The organism is Catellatospora tritici, assembly GCF_019083965.1.
Taxonomy (GTDB): Bacteria; Actinomycetota; Actinomycetes; order Mycobacteriales; family Micromonosporaceae; genus Catellatospora; species Catellatospora tritici.
On sequence record NZ_JAHRCY010000034.1, the window covers coordinates 53,275 to 70,622 of the forward strand.

Consider the following 17,348-nt stretch of genomic DNA (forward strand, 5'->3'; position numbering starts at 1 on the left):
GTGGCCGGGGTCGACCGGTCACCGCACCGCGGGTAGGACCAGGTCGAGGGTGCGGGCCCACTGGCGCAGGACGCGGTGGCGGCGGGCGGTGTCGTCGTGCAGCAGCTCGGCCAGGCCCAGGCCGCGCGCCAGGTCGAGGGTCGCCTGCACCGTCTCGCGGGTGCCGGGCTGCTTCTCATCGACACGCAGCAGCTCCACCGCCATCCGGTGCGCGACCCGCCCCAGCTCGGCCTCCAGCGGCCGCATCCGCTCGCGCAGCCCCTCGTCGGCGGCGGCCGCCACCCACAGGTGCAGCGCCGCCCGGAACACCGGCCCCCGGTACAGCCCGACCAGCACGCCCAGCACCTGCTCGGTGCGTCGCGGCCCGGTTCGCAGCTCGTCGGCCAGGTCGCCGATCTCGGCGGCACGCACCTCGCTCATGTGCTCGATCAGCCCCGCGACCAGGTCCTCCCGCGTCGGGAAGTGGTGCTGGGCCGCGCCGCGCGACACCCCGGCCCGCTCGGCGACGACCGCGACGGTCGCCCCGGACCAGCCGAGCTCGGCCATGCACTGCACGGCCGCCGACAGCAGCCGCTGCCGGGTGGCGCGGCTGCGGTCCTGGCGGGGTTCGCGGGAGATCGTCGGCACGGCGGTCAGGCTACCCAGAACACGGACGGTTCTCGTATCGAGGCCGTCAGTAGGACCGGGGCAGGCCGAGGCTGTGCTGCGCCACGAAGTTGAGGATCATCTCCCGGCTGACCGGGGCGATGCGGCCGAGTCTGGCCGCGACCAGCAGTGTGGCCAGGCCGTACTCGGTGGACAGGCCGTTGCCGCCGTGGGTCTGTACGGCCTGGTCGACCGACTTGACCACGGCCTCCCCGGCGGCGTACTTGGCCATGTTGGCGGCCTCCCCGGCGGCCTGGTCGTCGCCCGCGTCGTACCGGGTGGCGGCGTGGTGGGTCATCAGGCGGGCCAGCTCCACCTCGATGTGGCAGGCGGCGAGGGGGTGGCTGATCGCCTGGTGGGCGCCGATCGGGGTGCCCCACACCGCCCGGGTGCGGGCGTAGTCGACGGCTTTGGCCAGGGCGTAGCGGGCGATGCCGAGCGCGAACGCCGAGGCCAGGATGCGTTCGGGGTTCAACCCGGCGAACAGCTGCATCAGCCCGGCGTCGGGGCTGCCGACCAGGGCGTCGCCGGGCAGGGCGAGGTCGTCGAGGAACAGGTCGAACTGCTTCTCCGGCGCCACCACTTCGGTCGGGATCGGCGCGGCGGTGAAGCCGGGCGCGTCGGTGGGCACGACGAACAGCACCGGCTTGAGCCGCCCGGTGCGCTCGTCGGCGGTACGCGCGACCACCAGCACCGCCTCGGCCTCGTCGACACCGGAGATGTACGTCTTGCGGCCGGTCAGCCGCCACCCGTCCCCGTCCCGGGTCGCGGTGGTGGCGAGCTGGTGGGCGTTGGAGCCCGCGTCCGGTTCGGTGATCGCGAACGCGAACACGCGCGAGCCGTCGGCCAGCCCCGGCAGCCAGCGCCGCTTCTGCTCGTCGGTGCCGAACCGGGTGAGCACGGTGGCGCAGATGGCCGGGGACACGACCATGAGCAGCAGCGGGCAGCCCGCGGCGCCCAGCTCCTCGCAGACCGCGGCCAGGTCGCCGATGCCGCCGCCGCCACCGCCGTACTCGACGGGCACGTGGACGCCGAGGTAGCCGAGCCGCCCCGCCTCGCGCCACAGTTCGGTGGACTTGCCGCCGGTGCGGGCGTTGCGCAGGTAGTAGTCATGGCCGTACTTGGCGCCCAGTGCGCTCACGGCCTCGCGCAGGGCGCGGCGTTCGTCGGTCTCGGGCAGGGTCATGACGGGTCCTCCGAGGCGGGGGCGGGGGTGACCACGGCGAGCACGGCACCGACGTCGACCTGACGGCCGATCTCGACGCGCAGGCTGGTGAGCACACCGTCGACGGGAGCGGTGATCTCGTGTTGCATCTTCATCGCCTCCAACCACAGCAGCGGCTGACCGGCGGCGACGGTGTCGCCCTCGGCGGCGGCGACGCGGATGACCGCGCCGGGCAGCGGGGCGACCAGGGAGCCGGGTTCGGTGGCGACGACGGGCTGCGGGAAGCGGTCGACTGGGGTCAGTGCGACCGGGCCGAGCGGCGACTCGACGCAGACGAGGTCGTCGTACGCGGTGACGGCGAAGGTGTGCCGCAGCGTCCCGACCAGCAGTTCCACCCGCTCGGTGGTGACCAGCCCGACAGTGAGGCCGGGCTCGTCCACGACGGTGGTGCCGGTGCGGCCCGTGCGGTAGGCGACCTCGACGCGGCCGTACGGGCCGTCGTAGGCGCGCGACTGCGGTGCCGAGCCGATGTTGCGCCAGCCACCGGGCAGTGTCCCGAGCACCCGCGCCTGCGCCCGGTCGGCGTGCGCGGCGGCCAGCGCGGCCGCGATCGCCGACAGCCGCACGGCCCGGTCGGCGGCCAGCGGCCGCGCCAGCTCGGCCAGGTCGTGGGTGGACAGGAACGACGTGTCGACGTCCCCGGCCCGGAAGGCGGGATGGCGCAGCAGCCGGACCAGCAGGTCCCGGTTGGTGACCAGGCCGTGGACGCGCGCGGCCGCGACCGCCGAGGCGAGGGTACGGGCGGCGGCCTCCCGCGTCGGCCCCCAGGCGATCACCTTGGCCAGCATCGGGTCGTAGTGTGTCCCGACGGCGTCCCCGGCGGTCACGCCGCTGTCCAGCCGCAGGCCGCGCACCGGCGTGAACTCGGCGGCCACGCCCGGCACGGTGAACTTGCGCAGCCGCCCGGTCTGCGGCCGCCAGTCGTGCGCCGGGTCCTCGGCGTACAGCCTGACCTCGATGGCGTGCCCGCGCACCGGCGGCGGCACCGGGTCCAGCGCGGCGCCCTCGGCGACCGACAGCTGCAGGTCGACCAGGTCCACGCCGGTGACCGCCTCGGTCACCGGATGCTCGACCTGCAGCCGGGTGTTCATCTCCAGGAAGTGGAAGCCGTCCGGCCCGGCCAGGAACTCGACCGTGCCCGCGCCGGTGTACCCGATCGCGCGGGCGGCCGCGGCGGCCGCCTCGGCCAGCCGTTCCCGGACGGCGTCGGCCAGGCCCGGCGCGGGCGCCTCCTCGACGATCTTCTGGTGGCGGCGCTGGATCGAGCAGTCCCGCTCCCCCAGCGTCCACACGGTACCGTGCGCGTCGGCGAGCACCTGCACCTCGAGGTGCCGCCCGGTGGCCAGGTACGGCTCGCAGAACACGGTCGGGTCGCCGAACGCCGCCGCGGCTTCGGTCCGGGCCGCCTCGACCTGCACGGGCAGCTCAGCCAGCGTTCGGACCACGCGCATGCCCCGGCCGCCGCCGCCTGCCGACGCCTTGACCAGCACCGGCAGGTCGGCTTCGGTGATCGCGGCGGGGTCGAGTTCGGGCAGCACGGGCACCCCGGCGGCGCCCATGAGTTTCTTGGCCGCGACCTTGGACCCCATCGCCTCGATCGCGGCCGGAGGTGGCCCTACCCAGGTCAGCCCGGCATCGAGCACCGCCTGCGCAAACGCGGCATTCTCGGACAGGAACCCATAGCCGGGGTGGACGGCATCGGCCCCGGCGGCCAGCGCCGCCGCGACGATCAGATCCACCCGCAGATAAGTGTCGGCGGGTGCGGCACCGGGCAGGCGTACGGCGAGGTCGGCCTCGCGGGCGTGTGGGGCGTTCGCGTCGGGGTCGGCGTAGACCGCGACGGTGGCGATGCCCCGGTCGCGGCAGGTGCGCATGATCCGGCGGGCGATCTCGCCCCGGTTGGCCACCAGCAGTCGAGTGATCATCTGTTCACACCCGGAAAACGCCGTAGGGACCGGGGCCGGGGTCGGGCGCGTTCTGCACCGCCGAAAGGCACAGCCCCAGCACGGTACGGGTGTCGCGCGGGTCGATGACCCCGTCGTCGTAGAGCAGCCCGGACAGCACCATCGGCAGCGACTCCGCCTCGATCTGGTTCTCCACCATGGTCCGCACCACCAGGTCGGCGTCCTCGTCGTACGGCCGTCCCGCCGCGGCGGCCGCCTGGCGGGCGACGATCGACATGGTGCCCGCGAGCTGCGCCGCGCCCATCACCGCCGACTTCGCCGACGGCCACGCGAACAGGAACCGGGGGTCGTACGCTCGTCCGCACATGCCGTAGTGCCCGGCCCCGTACGACGCTCCGATCAGCAGCGAGATGTGCGGGACGGTGCTGTTGGACACCGCGTTGATCATCATCGCACCGTGCTTGATGATGCCCCCCTGCTCGTAGTCGGTGCCGACCATGTAGCCGGTCGTGTTGTGCAGGAACAGCAGCGGCACCCGGCTGACGTTGGCGAGCTGGATGAACTGGGCGGCCTTCTGTGATTCCTGGCTGAACAGCACGCCCCGTGCGTTGGCCAGCACGCCGACGGGATACCCGTGCACGCTGGTCCAGCCGGTGACCAGGCTCGGGCCGTAGTCGGGTTTGAACTCGTCGAACCGCGAGCCGTCGGCGAACCGGGCGATCACCTCGCGCGGATCGAACGGGCGGCGCAGGTCCGGCGGCACGATGCCGAGCAGTTCCTCAGGGTCGTGGCGGGGTTCGTCGGGCGGCAGGCTCGGCGGGCTGCCGAGCTTGCGCCAGCGCAGGTTCGCCACGATGCGCCGCCCGATCCCGATCGCCTCGACCTCGTCGGCGGCGAGGTAGTCGGCCAGGCCGGAGACCCGGGCGTGCATCTGCGCGCCACCCAGCGACTCGTCGTCGGCGTCCTCGCCGGTGGCCATCTTCACCAGCGGCGGTCCGGCCAGGAACACCTTGGACCGCTCGCGGATCATGACGACGTGGTCACTCATGCCGGGCACGTACGCCCCGCCCGCGGTGGAGTTGCCGAAGACCACGGTCACCGTGGGGATCCCGGCGGCCGACAGCCGGGTCAGGTCGCGGAACACCTGCCCGCCCGGGATGAAGATCTCCTTCTGGTGCTGCAGGTCGGCGCCGCCGGACTCGACCAGGTTGACCAGCGGCAGCCGGTTGACCCGGGCGATCTCCAGGGCGCGCAGGGTCTTGCGCAGCGACCACGGATTGGAGGCGCCGCCCCGCACGGTCGGGTCGTTGGCGACGATGACGCACTCGGTGCTCTCGACCACCCCGACGGCGGTGACGACACTGGCCCCGACCGGGTAGTCGGTGCCGTACGCGGCCAGGGTGGACAGCTCCAGCAGTGGCGACTCCCGGTCCACCAGCAGCTCGATCCGCTGGCGGGGCAGTAGCCTACCCCGCGCCCGATGCCGCTCGGTGTACTTCGGCCCGCCCCCGGCCAGCGCCTTGGCGTGTTCGACGTCGACCTCGGCGAGCCGGTCCAGCATCGCGGCCCGGTTCGCGGCGTACTCGGCCGACCCGGCGTCCAGACCCGTACGCAGCACGGTCACAGCAGCTCCTCCGGAATGTCGACGTACCGGGAGCGCAGCCACTCCCCCAGACCCTTGCCCTGCGGATCGAACCGCGTCCCCGCCGACACGCCCGCACCGAGCAGCCCATCGACGACGAAGTTCACGGCCCGCAGCTTCGGCAGCTCATACCGCGCCACCGGCAGCTGCCCGAGCTCCGGCAGCAGCCTGCGCAGCTCGTCGACGGTGAGCGTGGCCACCAGCCAGGCATAGGCGGCATCGGCACGCACCCACACGCCGATGTTGGCGCTGCCGCCCTTGTCGCCACTCCGCGCCCCCGCCACCAGCCCCAACGCCCCCCGCCGCGTCCCCGCGGTAAGGAAGGGCACCTTGTTATCGCTTTCCGTTGTAGAAGGGCCCCTTCCTAACGCCGAAGGCGCCGGCTCCTCGGCGAGCGCGAGCAGACCGGACGCCGCGCCGACGGCGGACGCCGTGCCGGACACGGGGGCGGTGGCCGAGGCCGGGGTGGGGGCGGTGGCCGAGGTGGGGGCGGGCGGGATGTGGATCGTGGTGCCGTCCGGTAGGACCGCGACGTGCGGCACCTCGGCGGCGGGGACGGTCACGGCCGTGAAGACGCCGTAGGGCGTGCCGTCCGAGGGCGGGGTGGTCAGGGTGAAGCCCGGGTAGCTGGCCAGGGCCAGCTCGACAGCCGCGCCGGAGAAGGCCCGCCCGGCGAGTTTCGGATCCGGGTCCTTGAGCGTGGCGTGCAGCAGCGCGCTGGCTTCCTCCTGCGCCGGGGCGTCGGGGTGGTCGGTGCGGGCCAGGCGCCAGGCGAGTTCGCGCGGCGCGCGGGGCAGGGCCGCTTCGAGCTGTGTCCGGACCAGGGCAGCCTTGGCCTCGACGTCGAGTCCGGTCAGGATGAACGTGACGTCGTTGCGGAACCCGCCGAGGGTGTTGAGGCCCACCTTGAGGGTGGGCGGCGCGGGTTCGCCGCGTACGCCGCTGATGCGCACCCGGTCGGGCCCGTCGTCGGTGAGCACGACCGTGTCGAGTCGGGTGGTGACGTCCGGGCCGAGGTAGCGCGGGGAGTCGATCTCGTACAGCAGCTGCGCGGTGACCGTCCCGACGGTGACCGCGCCGCCGGTGCCCGGATGCTTGGTGATCACACTGGACCCGTCGGCGTACACCTCCGCGATCGGGAAGCCCGGCCTGGTCACGTCGTGCTCGGTGAAGAACGCGTAGTTGCCGCCGGTGGCCTGCGCCCCGCACTCGATCACGTGCCCGGCCGCCACCGCCCCGGCCAGCCGGTCGAGGTCGTGCGGCGTCCAGCCGAAGTGGGCCGCGGCCGGGCCCACCACCAGCGACGCGTCGGTGACCCGCCCGGTGACCACGAGGTCGGCCCCGGCCCGCAGCGCCGCCGCGATGCCGAACGCGCCCAGGTAGGCGTTGGCGGTCAGTGGCGTGCCCGCGCCGGTGCCGAAGTCGGCGGCGCGCGCGGTCAGGTCGTCGCCGGTGACGTAGGCGATGCGCGGCGCCAGCCCGAGCCTTTCGCCCAGCTCGTGCAGCGCGTCGGCGAGTCCGGCCGGGTTGAGGCCGCCCGCGTTGGTCACCACCTTCATCCCGGCGTCCAGGGCCAGCCCGAGGCACTCCTCCATCTGCCGCAGGAACGTTTTGGCGTACCCGGAGGTCGGGTCCTTGAGCCGGTCGCGGCCCAGGATGAGCATGGTCAGTTCGGCCAGATAGTCGCCGGTGAGCACGTCGATCGGGCCACCGGTCAGCATCTCGCGTACGGCCGAGAACCGGTCGCCGTAGAACCCGGACGCGTTGGCGACCCGCAGCGGCGCGTTCACCTCGCACCCCCGGTGACCCGCCCCGGTGCCCGGCCGCCGCCGGGCGGCCCGGCAAACGCCTGCGCGACGTCGAGCCACCGGTCGGCATCGACGCCGACGGCGGCCCCGGCCAGGTCGGCCCGGTGGCGCCGCTGGGTCACCAGCAGGCAGAAGTCCAATGCGGGCCCGGTGACCCGCTGGGCGGCGGCGTCGGGTCCCCAGCGCCACGGCTGCCCGTCCGGCGCGGTCAGCTCGACCGCGAACTCCTCGGTGGGCGCGTCGAGCCCGTGCACGTGGAACGCGAAGTCGCGGGTACGTACGCCCAGGTGGGCGACGTGGCGCAGACGATGGGTGGGTTCGGGGACGACGCCGAGGGCGTCGGCGAGGTCGTACCCGTGCGCCCAGGTCTCCATGATCCGGGCGGTGGCCATGGACGCCGCGCTCATCGGCGGGCCGTACCAGGTGACGCGGGCTCCGGGCGGCAGTGCCGCGAGCGCGGCGGCCAGGTCGGCCCGGCCCTGCCGCCAGCGGGTCCGCAGCGGCGCCGGATCGGTGCGGGCCCAGTCCCGGGCACCGGTGTCGACGAACCCGAGCGGATCGGCGGCCAGCAGTTCGGCCATCTGCGCGGCGAAGCCCGGTGGATCGGTGACCGCGAGCAGGGCCTGGTGGTCGGTCCAGGCGAGGTGGGCGATCTGGTGCGCGACGGTCCAGCCCGCGGCCGGGGTCGGCGCGGCCCAGCCGGAGTCGGGCAGGTCCGCCAGGAGGCGGTCGACGACGTGCCCTTCGGCGGCGAGGGCGTCCAGCAGCGTTGCCAGTTCGGCCATCCGGCTCTCCCCTCCACTGGCGACAACCTTCGCCCCGAGGTGAGAAAAAGTCAAGCACGCTTGATTTATAAGCGCGTGTACTGGGCAGACGAAAACCGCGCCCGCTCCGGAGACGGTCGGAGCGGGCGCGGGCGTTTTCGTGAACCGGGTCAGCAGTCCTTCTTGCGGCCCCACGGGCCGGTGATCGCGAAGACCTGGCCCGGTGACTGGATGTTGGCGAACAGGATCCGGCCGTCCTCGGTGAACGTCGGACCGGTGAACTCGCTGTCGCTGGCCTCGTTGCGGCCCAGCGGGTAGGTCTCGCCCTTCTCACTGACGCCGACCAGATGCGACAGGCCCTCGCCGTCCTCGGCCAGGATCACGCCGCCGTACGGCGAGACGGTGATGTTGTCCGGGCCGTCGTAGTTGCCCTCGACCGACGGGTCCGGGTTCACACCGAAGATGGTGACCAGCTCGATGGTCTCGCGCTTCGGGTCGTAGAACCACACCTGGCCGTCGTGCTCGTTGACGCTGCCGTCGCTGAGGCGGGCGTAGCTGGAGACGAAGTAGACGCCCTTGTCGCCGTACCACTGACCCTCGAACTTGCGGGCGCGGGTGACCTGGTCGTTGGTGAACTGCTTGCGCACCGAGGTGGTGACCGCGAGCCGGTCCGGCACGTCCACCCAGGTCACGTCGTACCTGGTGCCCGGGGTGAGCGCCTGCGACAGGTCCTCGATGTGCACGCCGTCCAGCGACGCGCTCAGCGCCTGCAGGCTGCCCGCGGTGTCGCCGCCCGCGCTGAGCGCCAGCGCGCGCAGCTCGCCCTTGCGGCCCTTGAAGCCCGCCGGGGGCACCCAGCGGAAGTAGAGCCCGTGCGGGCCGCTGGCGTCCTCGGTCAGGAAGATCTCGTTGGTCTTCGGGTCCACGGCCACGGCCTCGTGCGCGTAGCGGCCCAGGAACTTCAGCGGCACCGGCGAGAGGTTGGCGGCGCGGTCATGCGGGTCGACCTCGAACACCCAGCCGTGGTCGAACTGGAACACGCCACCGGCGCGCTGCTCGGTCTCCTCGCAGGTCAGCCAGGTGCCCCACGGGGTGATGCCGCCGGCGCAGTTGTTGTGGGTGCCGGCGAGGCTGACGTACTCGCGGACGCGGTTGCCGTGGTGGTCCACGTCGATGTTGGTGGTGCCGCCGTGCGCGCCCGGGTCGAAGGTCAGGCCCGGCAGCGCCGGCACGCCGTACGGCTCGCCGCCGCCGATCTCATGGTTGTTGACCAGCGTGTAGCCGCCGGGCGTGCGGAAGACGGCGGTGCCGTCGGCGTCGCTCGGGGTGAACTCGCCGGACTCCAGGACGGTGACGCCCGCCTCGGCGACGATGCGGTAGGAGAAGCCTTCGGGCAGTGACAGGATGCCCGCCGGGTCGGTGACCAGCGGACCGTAGCCCGCCACCTTCGGGTGGGCGTAGGCGGGACCGGCGATGGCGGCGGCGCTACCGGCGAACGCGATGCCCAGACCGCCGAGGGTCGAGGCGCGCAGCAGGTTGCGGCGGGACAGAGGGGTGCTCACGTGAAAAGGCCTTCCGGGAGTTTCACCAGGGGACGAAGCCATGCAATTCCGCGTACGGGAACAGCCCGCTGGATCCACTCGACCGGAAGGCGAACGGCAGGCAAACCTTAGGAGCCGTAACCCAAACCGAACCCCTGCGGGAACAGGGCGGGCTGGCCGTCGCCCGCGTTGATCGGCTCGTGCGCCTTGGCTGCGGGCCAGGTCATCGGGGTCTTGCCGGTCGGGGCACCGACACCGAACAGGATGTCGGCGACCCCGGCGCCCTCGGTGCCGGGCAGCCACGCCGCCAGCAACGCGTTCCAGCCGGACACCTCCGAGGCGACCTCCATCGGCCGCCCGGAGACCAGCACCACGATCACCGGGATGCCCGAGGCGCGCAGGGTGGCGATGGTCTGGCGGTCCTCGTCGTCCAGGCGCAGCCCGTCGGGCCGGTCGCCCTCGTACTCGGCGTACGGCTTCTCGCCCACCACCGCGATCGCCGCCTGGTAGCTGCGGTCGACGCCCTTGCCGTCTCGCGCGTACGTCACCGTCGTGCCCGGACCGGCCACCTCGCGGATGCCCTCCAGGATGGTGGTGCCCTTGGTGGTCGGGCCGGAGCCGCCCTGCCAGGTGATGGTCCAGCCGCCGGACTGGTTGCCGAGGTCGTCGGCGTTCTTGCCCGCGACGAAGACCTTGCCGCCCTTGGCCAGCGGCAGCACGCCCTTGTCGTTCTTGAGCAGCACCTGCGAGGCGCGCACCGCCTGCCGGGCCAGCGCCCGGTGCTCCGCGCTGCCCACGGTGCCCGTGTACGACCGGTCGGTCATCGGGTGCTCGAACAGCCCCAGCTCGAACTTCTTGGTCAGGATGCGCCGGACCGCGTCGTCGATCCGGGCGGCCGGGACGTGCCCGTTGTCGACCTCGCCCTTGAGCGTGGTGAGAAAGTCCTGCCAGTGCTCGGGCACCATCACCATGTCGATCCCGGCGTTGATCGCCGTGGCGACCTCGTCGGGGGTGAAGCCTTCCTGGCCGTCGAGCTGGTCGACGGCGTTCCAGTCCGACACCACGAAGCCGGTGAAGCCCAGCTCGCCCTTGAGCACGTCGGTGACCAGGTACTTCTGCCCGTGCAGCTTCTCGCCGTTCCAGCTGCTGAACGACACCATCACCGAGCCGACGCCGCGCTCGACGGCGGCCTTGAACGGCGGCAGGTGGATCTCGCGCAACTGCGCGTCGGTCAGCTCCGTGTTGCCCTGGTCGTCGCCGCCGGTGGTGCCGCCGTCGCCCACGTAGTGCTTGGCCGTGGCCAGGATCGAGGTCGGGCCGCCGCCGAGCTTCTCACCCTGGAAACCGGTGATGATCGAGGTCATCGAGGCGGGGATGTCGGGGGTCTCGCCGAAGGACTCGTAGGTGCGGCCCCAGCGGTCGTCGCGGGCCACACACAGGCACGGCGCGAAGGTCCAGTCCACGCCGGTGCCGGTGACCTCCTCGGCGACGACCCGGCCGATCTGCTCCACCAGCTTCGGGTCGCGGGTCGCGCCGAGGCCGATGTTGTGCGGGAAGATCGTCGCGCCGACGACGTTGTTGTGGCCGTGCACGGCGTCGGAGCCGTACAGGATCGGGATGCCCAGCGGGGTGGCCAGGGCGCCGCGCTGCAGCTCGTCGTTCATGTCGGCCCAGGCCTGCGCGGTGTTCGCCTCGGGCGTCGAGCCGCCGCCGGACAGGATGGACCCGAGCCGGTACGAAGTGACGTCCGACGCCGAGGCGAAGCCCCGCTCGGCCTGGGTCATCTGCCCGATCTTGTCCGCCAGGCTCATCCGGCCCAGCAGGTCGGCCACCCGCTCGGCGACCGGCCGGGACGCGTCCTGATAAAGCTTGCGGCCGCCGTCCTCGCCGGACCACAGCACATATCCGGTGAGGCCCGCTGCGAGCAGTGCCAGAGCCAGAGCCAGCAGCAACCAGCGGCGTGCAGCCTTCTTCACGGCTTCTCCAGGTACGTGAGGGATGGAGCGGAATGCGGTGCGGGGCAACACATTATGTCGGTTCACGGCTGCCCGTGGGAACGCTCCCGCGATTCGGACGCGCCGATCCGGTCGAGCGGTCGGCTGACGGATGGGAGTCGGATCCCGTTTGCCGGGGCGCGGCGCGGGTAGCGTCGTCGCGGGAGGTGCACATGCCGCTGCGCATCGAGGACTACGCGGTCATCGGCGACACCCAGACCGCCGCACTGGTCGGCCGGGACGGGTCCGTCGACTGGCTCTGCCTGCCCCGCTTCGACTCCGGCGCCATCTTCGCCGCGCTGCTGGGCACCCCTGATCACGGCCGCTGGCAGCTCGCCCCGGCCCACGGGGTGAGCGCGGTGCGACGCGCCTACCGGGGCGACACGATGGTGCTGCAGACCGAGTTCGACACCGACACCGGCACCGTGCGCGTCATCGACTTCATGCCGCCGCGCGGCGAGGCCGCCGACCTCGTCCGCATCGTCGAGGGCGTACACGGCCGGGTGGCGATGCGGATGGACCTGCGGCTGCGCTTCGACTACGGCCACATCGTGCCCTGGGTGCGCCGGGTCGGGCCGGACACCGTCGGCGTGGCCGGACCCGACGCGGTCTACCTGCGTACGCCGGTGGACGTGCATGGGGAGAATCTCGCCACCGTCGCCGACTTCACCGTCGCCGAGGGCGAGCGGGTGCCGTTCGTGCTCACCTGGCGCGAGTCGCACCTGCCCGTGCCGCAGCCGGTCGAACCCGAGACCGCGCTGGCCGAGACCGAGTCGTACTGGCAGGAGTGGATCAACGGCTGCCACTACGAAGGCCCGTGGCGCGAGGCGGTCACCCGCTCCCTGCTGACGCTGAAGACGCTGACCTACGGCCCCACGGGCGGCATCGTCGCCGCGGTCACCACCTCCCTGCCCGAACAGCTCGGCGGCGTGCGCAACTGGGACTACCGGTACTGCTGGCTGCGCGACGCCACCATCACCCTGCAGTCGCTGCTCTACTCCGGCTACGTCGAGGAGGCCCGCGCCTGGCGGTCGTGGCTGCTGCGCGCCATCGCCGGCGACCCGTCCCAGCTGCAGATCATGTACGGCGTCGCGGGCGAGCGCTACCTGCCCGAACGCATCGCGTCCTGGCTGCCGGGATACAGCGGCGGGCCGGTGCGGCTGGGCAACGCCGCCGCCGAGCAGTTCCAGCTCGACGTCTACGGCGAGGTCATGGACGCGCTGCACCAGGCCCGCAAGGCCGGGCTGGAGGAGGACCAGCAGGCCTGGGCGCTGGAGACCGCGCTGATGGAGTTCGTCTCGCACAACTGGCAGCGGCCCGACGACGGCATCTGGGAGGTGCGCGGCGGGTCGCGCCACTTCACCCACTCCAAGCTCATGGCCTGGGTCGCCGCGGACCGGGCGGTCAAGACCGTCGAACAGTTCGGCTCCACCGGACCGGCCGGGCGCTGGCGCGCGCTGCGTGACGACATCGCCGCCGACATCCTGACCCGGGGGTACGACCAGAGCCGCGGCACCTTCACCCAGTTCTACGGCTCCCGTGAACTCGACGCGTCACTGCTGATGATGCCGCTGGTCGGCTTCCTGCCCGCCACCGACCCGCGGATGCGCGGCACCGTCGCCGCGATCGAGCGCGAGCTGATGTCCGACGGCCTGGTGCAGCGCTACACCCAGGTGCCCGGCGCCGAGGTGGACGGCCTGCCCCCGGGCGAGGGCGCCTTCCTGGCCTGCACATTCTGGCTGGCGCAGAACTACGCGCTGATGGACCGGCGTGAGGAGGCCTGCGAGCTGTTCGAAAACCTGCTCAGCCTGCGCAACGACGTCGGTCTGCTCGCCGAGGAGTACGACCAGGTCACCCGCCGCCAGGTCGGCAACTTCCCGCAGGCGTTCAGCCACGTCCCGCTGATCGACACCGCCCGCGTGCTCGGCCCCCTGCTCGCCCCACCCTCCGCCGACGGCCACCCGGCCCCTCGCCACTAGCGCCGCCGACCAGGGCCGGCAGCAGCGTCATAGTGTCCAGATAGGATGCTGGCGACATGATCGGGAGACCTGGGGAGGGGCCCGTGAGTTTCTTCGACTCCGCGGCGCGCAACGAACGAAGACTGCAACGGCTACAGGACCAGGCCAACGACTACGCGAACAAGGCGATGACCCTACTGCGGTCCGGACAGGCGGTGGCGGCGATCAAGCCCAGCCAGCAGGCGATCGAGACGATCCTGCAGCTGCGGCAGCTGGAGCCGGACAACCGGGAGCACCTGGCCCAACTGGCGGGCAAGCTGTACAACCATGCCGCCATGCTCGACCACGCCGGGCGTGGAGCCGAGGCCGTGACCGTGGCCCGCCGCGCCTACGAGTGCTACCTCGAACTCAGCGGCGGCGAGATCAACGCACAGATCGCCACCCTCGACCGCATCATCCCCCGCCGCGCACCGCTCAACGCCGGCAGCGCGGTGCCGGACCTGGCCGCGGCAGCCGCGATGACCGCCGACGCCAAGAGCCGCCTGGGGTTCATGCTGGCCAAATGGGCCGGGCCGAGCGCGGCGGCCGAGGCGCGGCAGCTGGCTGTCGACGCGGTCGACACCTACCAGCAACTCAAGAACCTCGGCGCCGTCGACAGCGAGGACTTCCTGCGTGTGGTCACCCGTTACGACCAGGTCTGCAGGCTGCTCGAGGCGCAGAAGTAGACCGCATCGCGCCGGGACGGCTGTCGACCGTCCCGGCGCGATGCCGTCTAGTCCGCGAAAACGAAGAAGTGGTGCGGGGTCTGGCCCGTCACCAGGCCGTCGCTGTTGCGGCTGCCGACCCACAGGGTGTGCAGGTCCGGTGTCTGCGGCGTCCAGACCAGCGTGGCGTGGCCGTCGGGACCGGCCGCGAGCGACTGCTCCACCCCGTCGAGGACATACCGGAACTCGACCTGTCCGCCGATGCGGGCGGTGAACTCGAACGTCATCGGCTGGCCCACCAGCGGCCGGTCCCCGACGGTCGAGGCGGTGACAACCGGTGCCGTGGGGTCGAGGTAGAACCAGAAGGTGGCCGGATCGGAGACGAACCCGCCCGTGCTGCGGCTGCGCACCTCGATCCGGATCACATCGGTCCACATGCCCGCATAGGCCAGCGGCAGCAGGGTCACCGTGGCGCTGCCGTCCGCCCCGGCGGCGACTGTGGCCTCGGCGTCCTCGTTGACGCGGTACAGGTACTCGGTGACCCCGTCCGCGCGCGGGCGGAACGTCAGTGGCAGCGGATCTCCGATGCGGCCGCCGGTCTCACCGAGCCCGATGCCGTGTCCGTCGATCTCCGGGGCGACGCTGGGCACCTGGAACGAGTAGTAGGTCGCATCCGACTCGGCGCCGGCGGCGGTCCGCGACCGCACGATCAGGGTGTGGTCGTACGCCCTGGTTGGGGTGAAGGTGACGGTCGCGGTGCCGTCCGGACCGGCCGGCACGGTCTGGCTGGGCCCGAAGTCGAACTGGTAGACGTACTCGACCACACCCGCCGTGTGCGGCCGGAGGGTGAACGTGCCGGTGCTGCCGAACGGCGCGCCCGCCGCGCCCCGAGGCCAGTCGGTCGACCCGACCACGGGTGCGGTGACCACCACCAGTGCCAGCGCCGCCGGGCTGGACCGCACCCCGCTCGCGGTCACGCTGCGGACCAGCAGATCGGTGTACGGCTTGTCCGGCGTGAACACCAGCCGCGCGCTGCCGTCGGCGGCCGCCGCGAGCGTCTGCTCCGGGCCGTAGTCGACCTGGTAGGCGTACGACACGACGCCCGACATCGCCGGGGTGAAGGTGAGGTGGTGTGGCTGTCCCGACCACGCGTCGGGATCGGCGTCGGTGACCAGGGGGGCGTTGTCGGCAACCAGGAACCGGAAGTTCGCCGTCTCGCTGAAGTTGCCCGCCCGGTCGACCGCGACCGCCGACAGCCAGGTCGGCCCGGCCCGATCGGGGGTGTAGGTCACCGTCGCCGTCCCGCCCGGTCCGGCCGGCACGAACGTGTACGGCCCCTCGACGCCCCACAGGAAACCGGCCAGGTCGGGCACGCCCGTCAGCGTGATCGTGAACGAGCCGCCGACACCGCCGCCGCCGTGCTCGGCGCCGTCGTCCGGGTAGTCGGTCGAGGTGATCCGCAGATCGCCGGTCGGCGCGGTGGTGTCGACGGTGAAGCGGCACGGCGACGACCATGGGGTGGCCGAGTCCTCGTCGCGGGCCTTGACGGCGAACGCGTAGCGCCCGTCGGCGAGCAGGTCCCACGGCAGCCGCAACCGCGCGCGAGTATCGTCCGGAGTGGCCGGACCGACGTGGCGGAACAGCCTCCGGTCCGCCGGATCGGCGATCGGCCAGACCGCGAACGTGGCGTACAGGTCGTCGCCGTCGGGGTCGCCGAGTTCGGCGCTGAGCTCCGGGTCGTGGCTGTTGGTCAGGAGAGCGCCAGGCGTGCCGCAGGCCGTGTCGCCGACCATCAGCGCGACCGGCGTGTGCGGTGCCGTGTTCGACTCGATCAGGATGCCGAGATCACGGGCGAAGGCCCGGCCGAGGTGCGGGTCGCCCTCGGCCTCGCCCGGGACCCGCAGCTCGAGGGTCAACGTGGAGCCGCCGCCGGCCAGGACGGCCCGCACGGCCGTGGTGACGTCGAGGGTGAGCCCCGCCGCCGGGCAGCCTGCCGAGACGGCGTCGAACTCGCCGAGCCGGGTCAGCACGTCCGGTGGGTTCTGCCAGCTGTGCCGCGCGGTCACGGCCCTGGTGCGCGACACCTCGACCCGGCGTGGCTTGCGGCAGTCGTCGACGGCGGTCTCGTCGGCCACCACGACCGCGTCGCGGATCTGCCTGCCCCGCCAGGCCGACAGGTCGAAGGTGAAGTAGGACCGGGACACGTGCCGGCGCCGCTGTTCGTCACGCCACGCGCCGACCGGAGCGGGTCCCGGGGAGTCGAGTTCGATCCCCCGCGGGTCACGTGAGTCGGTGTAGGCCAGCGTCGCGGCGGTGACCTGGGTCGTCTCGGCCACGGCCGGGGTCGGGGTCGCGACCACCGTCACGATCCCGATGCCCGCGACCATCGACAGGCCCGCCAAGCCCGCTCGAAGTGCGTATTGCCGCCTATGCACGATCGTCTCCCCCGGTCAGCCGAAAGTCGCAAGTGGATGTTGCTCCAGCGTAGAGCAGCAAGCCAGCGCGCGAGGTACCCGCGACGGTGGCGGCCACCGCCGTCAGGGTCGGTCAGACCGGCGACTGGCTCGACCGCCGGGAGCCCGTGCGACGCAGCACGAGCGCGACCGGGGTCACCAGCAGGAGCGCTGCCTCAGCCCAGAACGCGGTGTCGACCAGCAGATAGTGCGGGTCCACATGTTTGGCCAGCTCCTGCGGGGACGCGGCGATCGCCTCGACGGCGGCGAGCGTGTCGGCTTCCGCGTGGCTGGTGAGCCACGGCCACGGATAGCCCAGCCCGCGGTGATACCCGAACATGCAGCAGATCCCGGTGCGCTCCTCGAGCAGGCTCAGCGCGAGCCCGACCAGGGTCAGCACCACTACGGCCACCCAGGCCCACCCGAGTGGACGCCCGGTCACCCCGAACCACAGGAGCAGAACGCCACCCAACGCCATCACCAGCGCGAACACGGTGTAATAGCCGTCCAGGCCATGACTGACCATCGCCAGCGCCACCATGCACAGGCTCGCCACCCCGGCGAGGACGAGCAGGACGTTTCGCCATATCCCCATCGACACCCCCATCGACATGGTTCGCAGTCTGCCACGAGGGGTGCCGCTACACCGTCCCTCATCCGGACGGTGGCGCGAATGACCTGATCGGACGGTCGCTCCGGCTGTCGCATCG

At 72.4% G+C, this 17,348-nt stretch carries 12 protein-coding genes; 2 read left to right on the plus strand and 10 right to left on the minus strand.

Annotated elements, in window-relative coordinates; all coding sequences use genetic code 11:
- Positions 1-18 precede the first annotated feature (18 nt).
- The 8 genes from KUA19_RS39565 to KUA19_RS39600 form a co-directional block, all read right to left on the minus strand.
- Positions 19-636 (minus strand): TetR/AcrR family transcriptional regulator, encoded by a 618-nt coding sequence (locus KUA19_RS39565; protein ID WP_217404761.1) that lies wholly within the window; start codon positions 634-636, stop codon positions 19-21.
- A 37-nt stretch (positions 637-673) separates the two neighbouring features.
- Entirely contained in the window at positions 674-1,831 is a 1,158-nt protein-coding gene (locus KUA19_RS39570; protein ID WP_217404706.1) for an acyl-CoA dehydrogenase family protein, read from the minus strand.
- On the minus strand, positions 1,828-3,795 hold the full coding sequence (locus KUA19_RS39575; protein WP_217404708.1) for an acetyl/propionyl/methylcrotonyl-CoA carboxylase subunit alpha: 1,968 nt from the start codon (positions 3,793-3,795) through the stop codon (positions 1,828-1,830). Before KUA19_RS39575 ends, KUA19_RS39570 begins: the two co-directional genes overlap by 4 nt.
- Before the next feature lie 4 nt (positions 3,796-3,799).
- On the minus strand, positions 3,800-5,398 hold the full coding sequence (locus tag KUA19_RS39580) for an acyl-CoA carboxylase subunit beta (protein WP_372452016.1): 1,599 nt from the start codon (positions 5,396-5,398) through the stop codon (positions 3,800-3,802).
- The gene (locus KUA19_RS39585) at positions 5,395-7,206 is read right to left on the minus strand and encodes an acyclic terpene utilization AtuA family protein (RefSeq protein ID WP_217404710.1); all 1,812 of its coding nucleotides are present in this window, start codon (positions 7,204-7,206) and stop codon (positions 5,395-5,397) included. Before KUA19_RS39585 ends, KUA19_RS39580 begins: the two co-directional genes overlap by 4 nt.
- The gene (locus KUA19_RS39590) at positions 7,203-8,009 is read right to left on the minus strand and encodes a TIGR03084 family metal-binding protein (protein ID WP_217404712.1); all 807 of its coding nucleotides are present in this window, start codon (positions 8,007-8,009) and stop codon (positions 7,203-7,205) included. Before KUA19_RS39590 ends, KUA19_RS39585 begins: the two co-directional genes overlap by 4 nt.
- Before the next feature lie 149 nt (positions 8,010-8,158).
- A complete protein-coding gene (locus KUA19_RS39595; RefSeq protein ID WP_308167911.1) occupies positions 8,159-9,550 on the minus strand; it encodes an alkaline phosphatase PhoX in 1,392 nt (463 codons plus the stop codon).
- Between the two features lie 107 nt (positions 9,551-9,657).
- Positions 9,658-11,505: a glycoside hydrolase family 3 protein gene (locus tag KUA19_RS39600; protein ID WP_308167912.1), complete on the minus strand. Its 1,848-nt coding sequence runs from the start codon at positions 11,503-11,505 to the stop codon at positions 9,658-9,660.
- 191 nt (positions 11,506-11,696) lie between these two features.
- Between KUA19_RS39600 and KUA19_RS39605 the strand changes: the two genes are divergently transcribed.
- Positions 11,697-13,502, plus strand: a complete 1,806-nt coding sequence (locus tag KUA19_RS39605; RefSeq protein WP_217404716.1) for a glycoside hydrolase family 15 protein — start codon at positions 11,697-11,699, stop codon at positions 13,500-13,502.
- A gap of 83 nt (positions 13,503-13,585) precedes the next feature.
- On the plus strand, positions 13,586-14,206 hold the full coding sequence (locus KUA19_RS39610; RefSeq protein ID WP_217404718.1) for a hypothetical protein: 621 nt from the start codon (positions 13,586-13,588) through the stop codon (positions 14,204-14,206).
- Positions 14,207-14,253: 47 nt separating this feature from the next.
- On the opposite strand, the gene KUA19_RS39615 is transcribed toward KUA19_RS39610, so the two are convergent.
- Positions 14,254-16,620 (minus strand): hypothetical protein, encoded by a 2,367-nt coding sequence (locus KUA19_RS39615; RefSeq protein WP_217404720.1) that lies wholly within the window; start codon positions 16,618-16,620, stop codon positions 14,254-14,256.
- 112 nt (positions 16,621-16,732) lie between these two features.
- On the minus strand, positions 16,733-17,233 hold the full coding sequence (locus KUA19_RS39620) for a hypothetical protein (RefSeq protein WP_217404722.1): 501 nt from the start codon (positions 17,231-17,233) through the stop codon (positions 16,733-16,735).
- Positions 17,234-17,348: the final 115 nt, after the last annotated feature.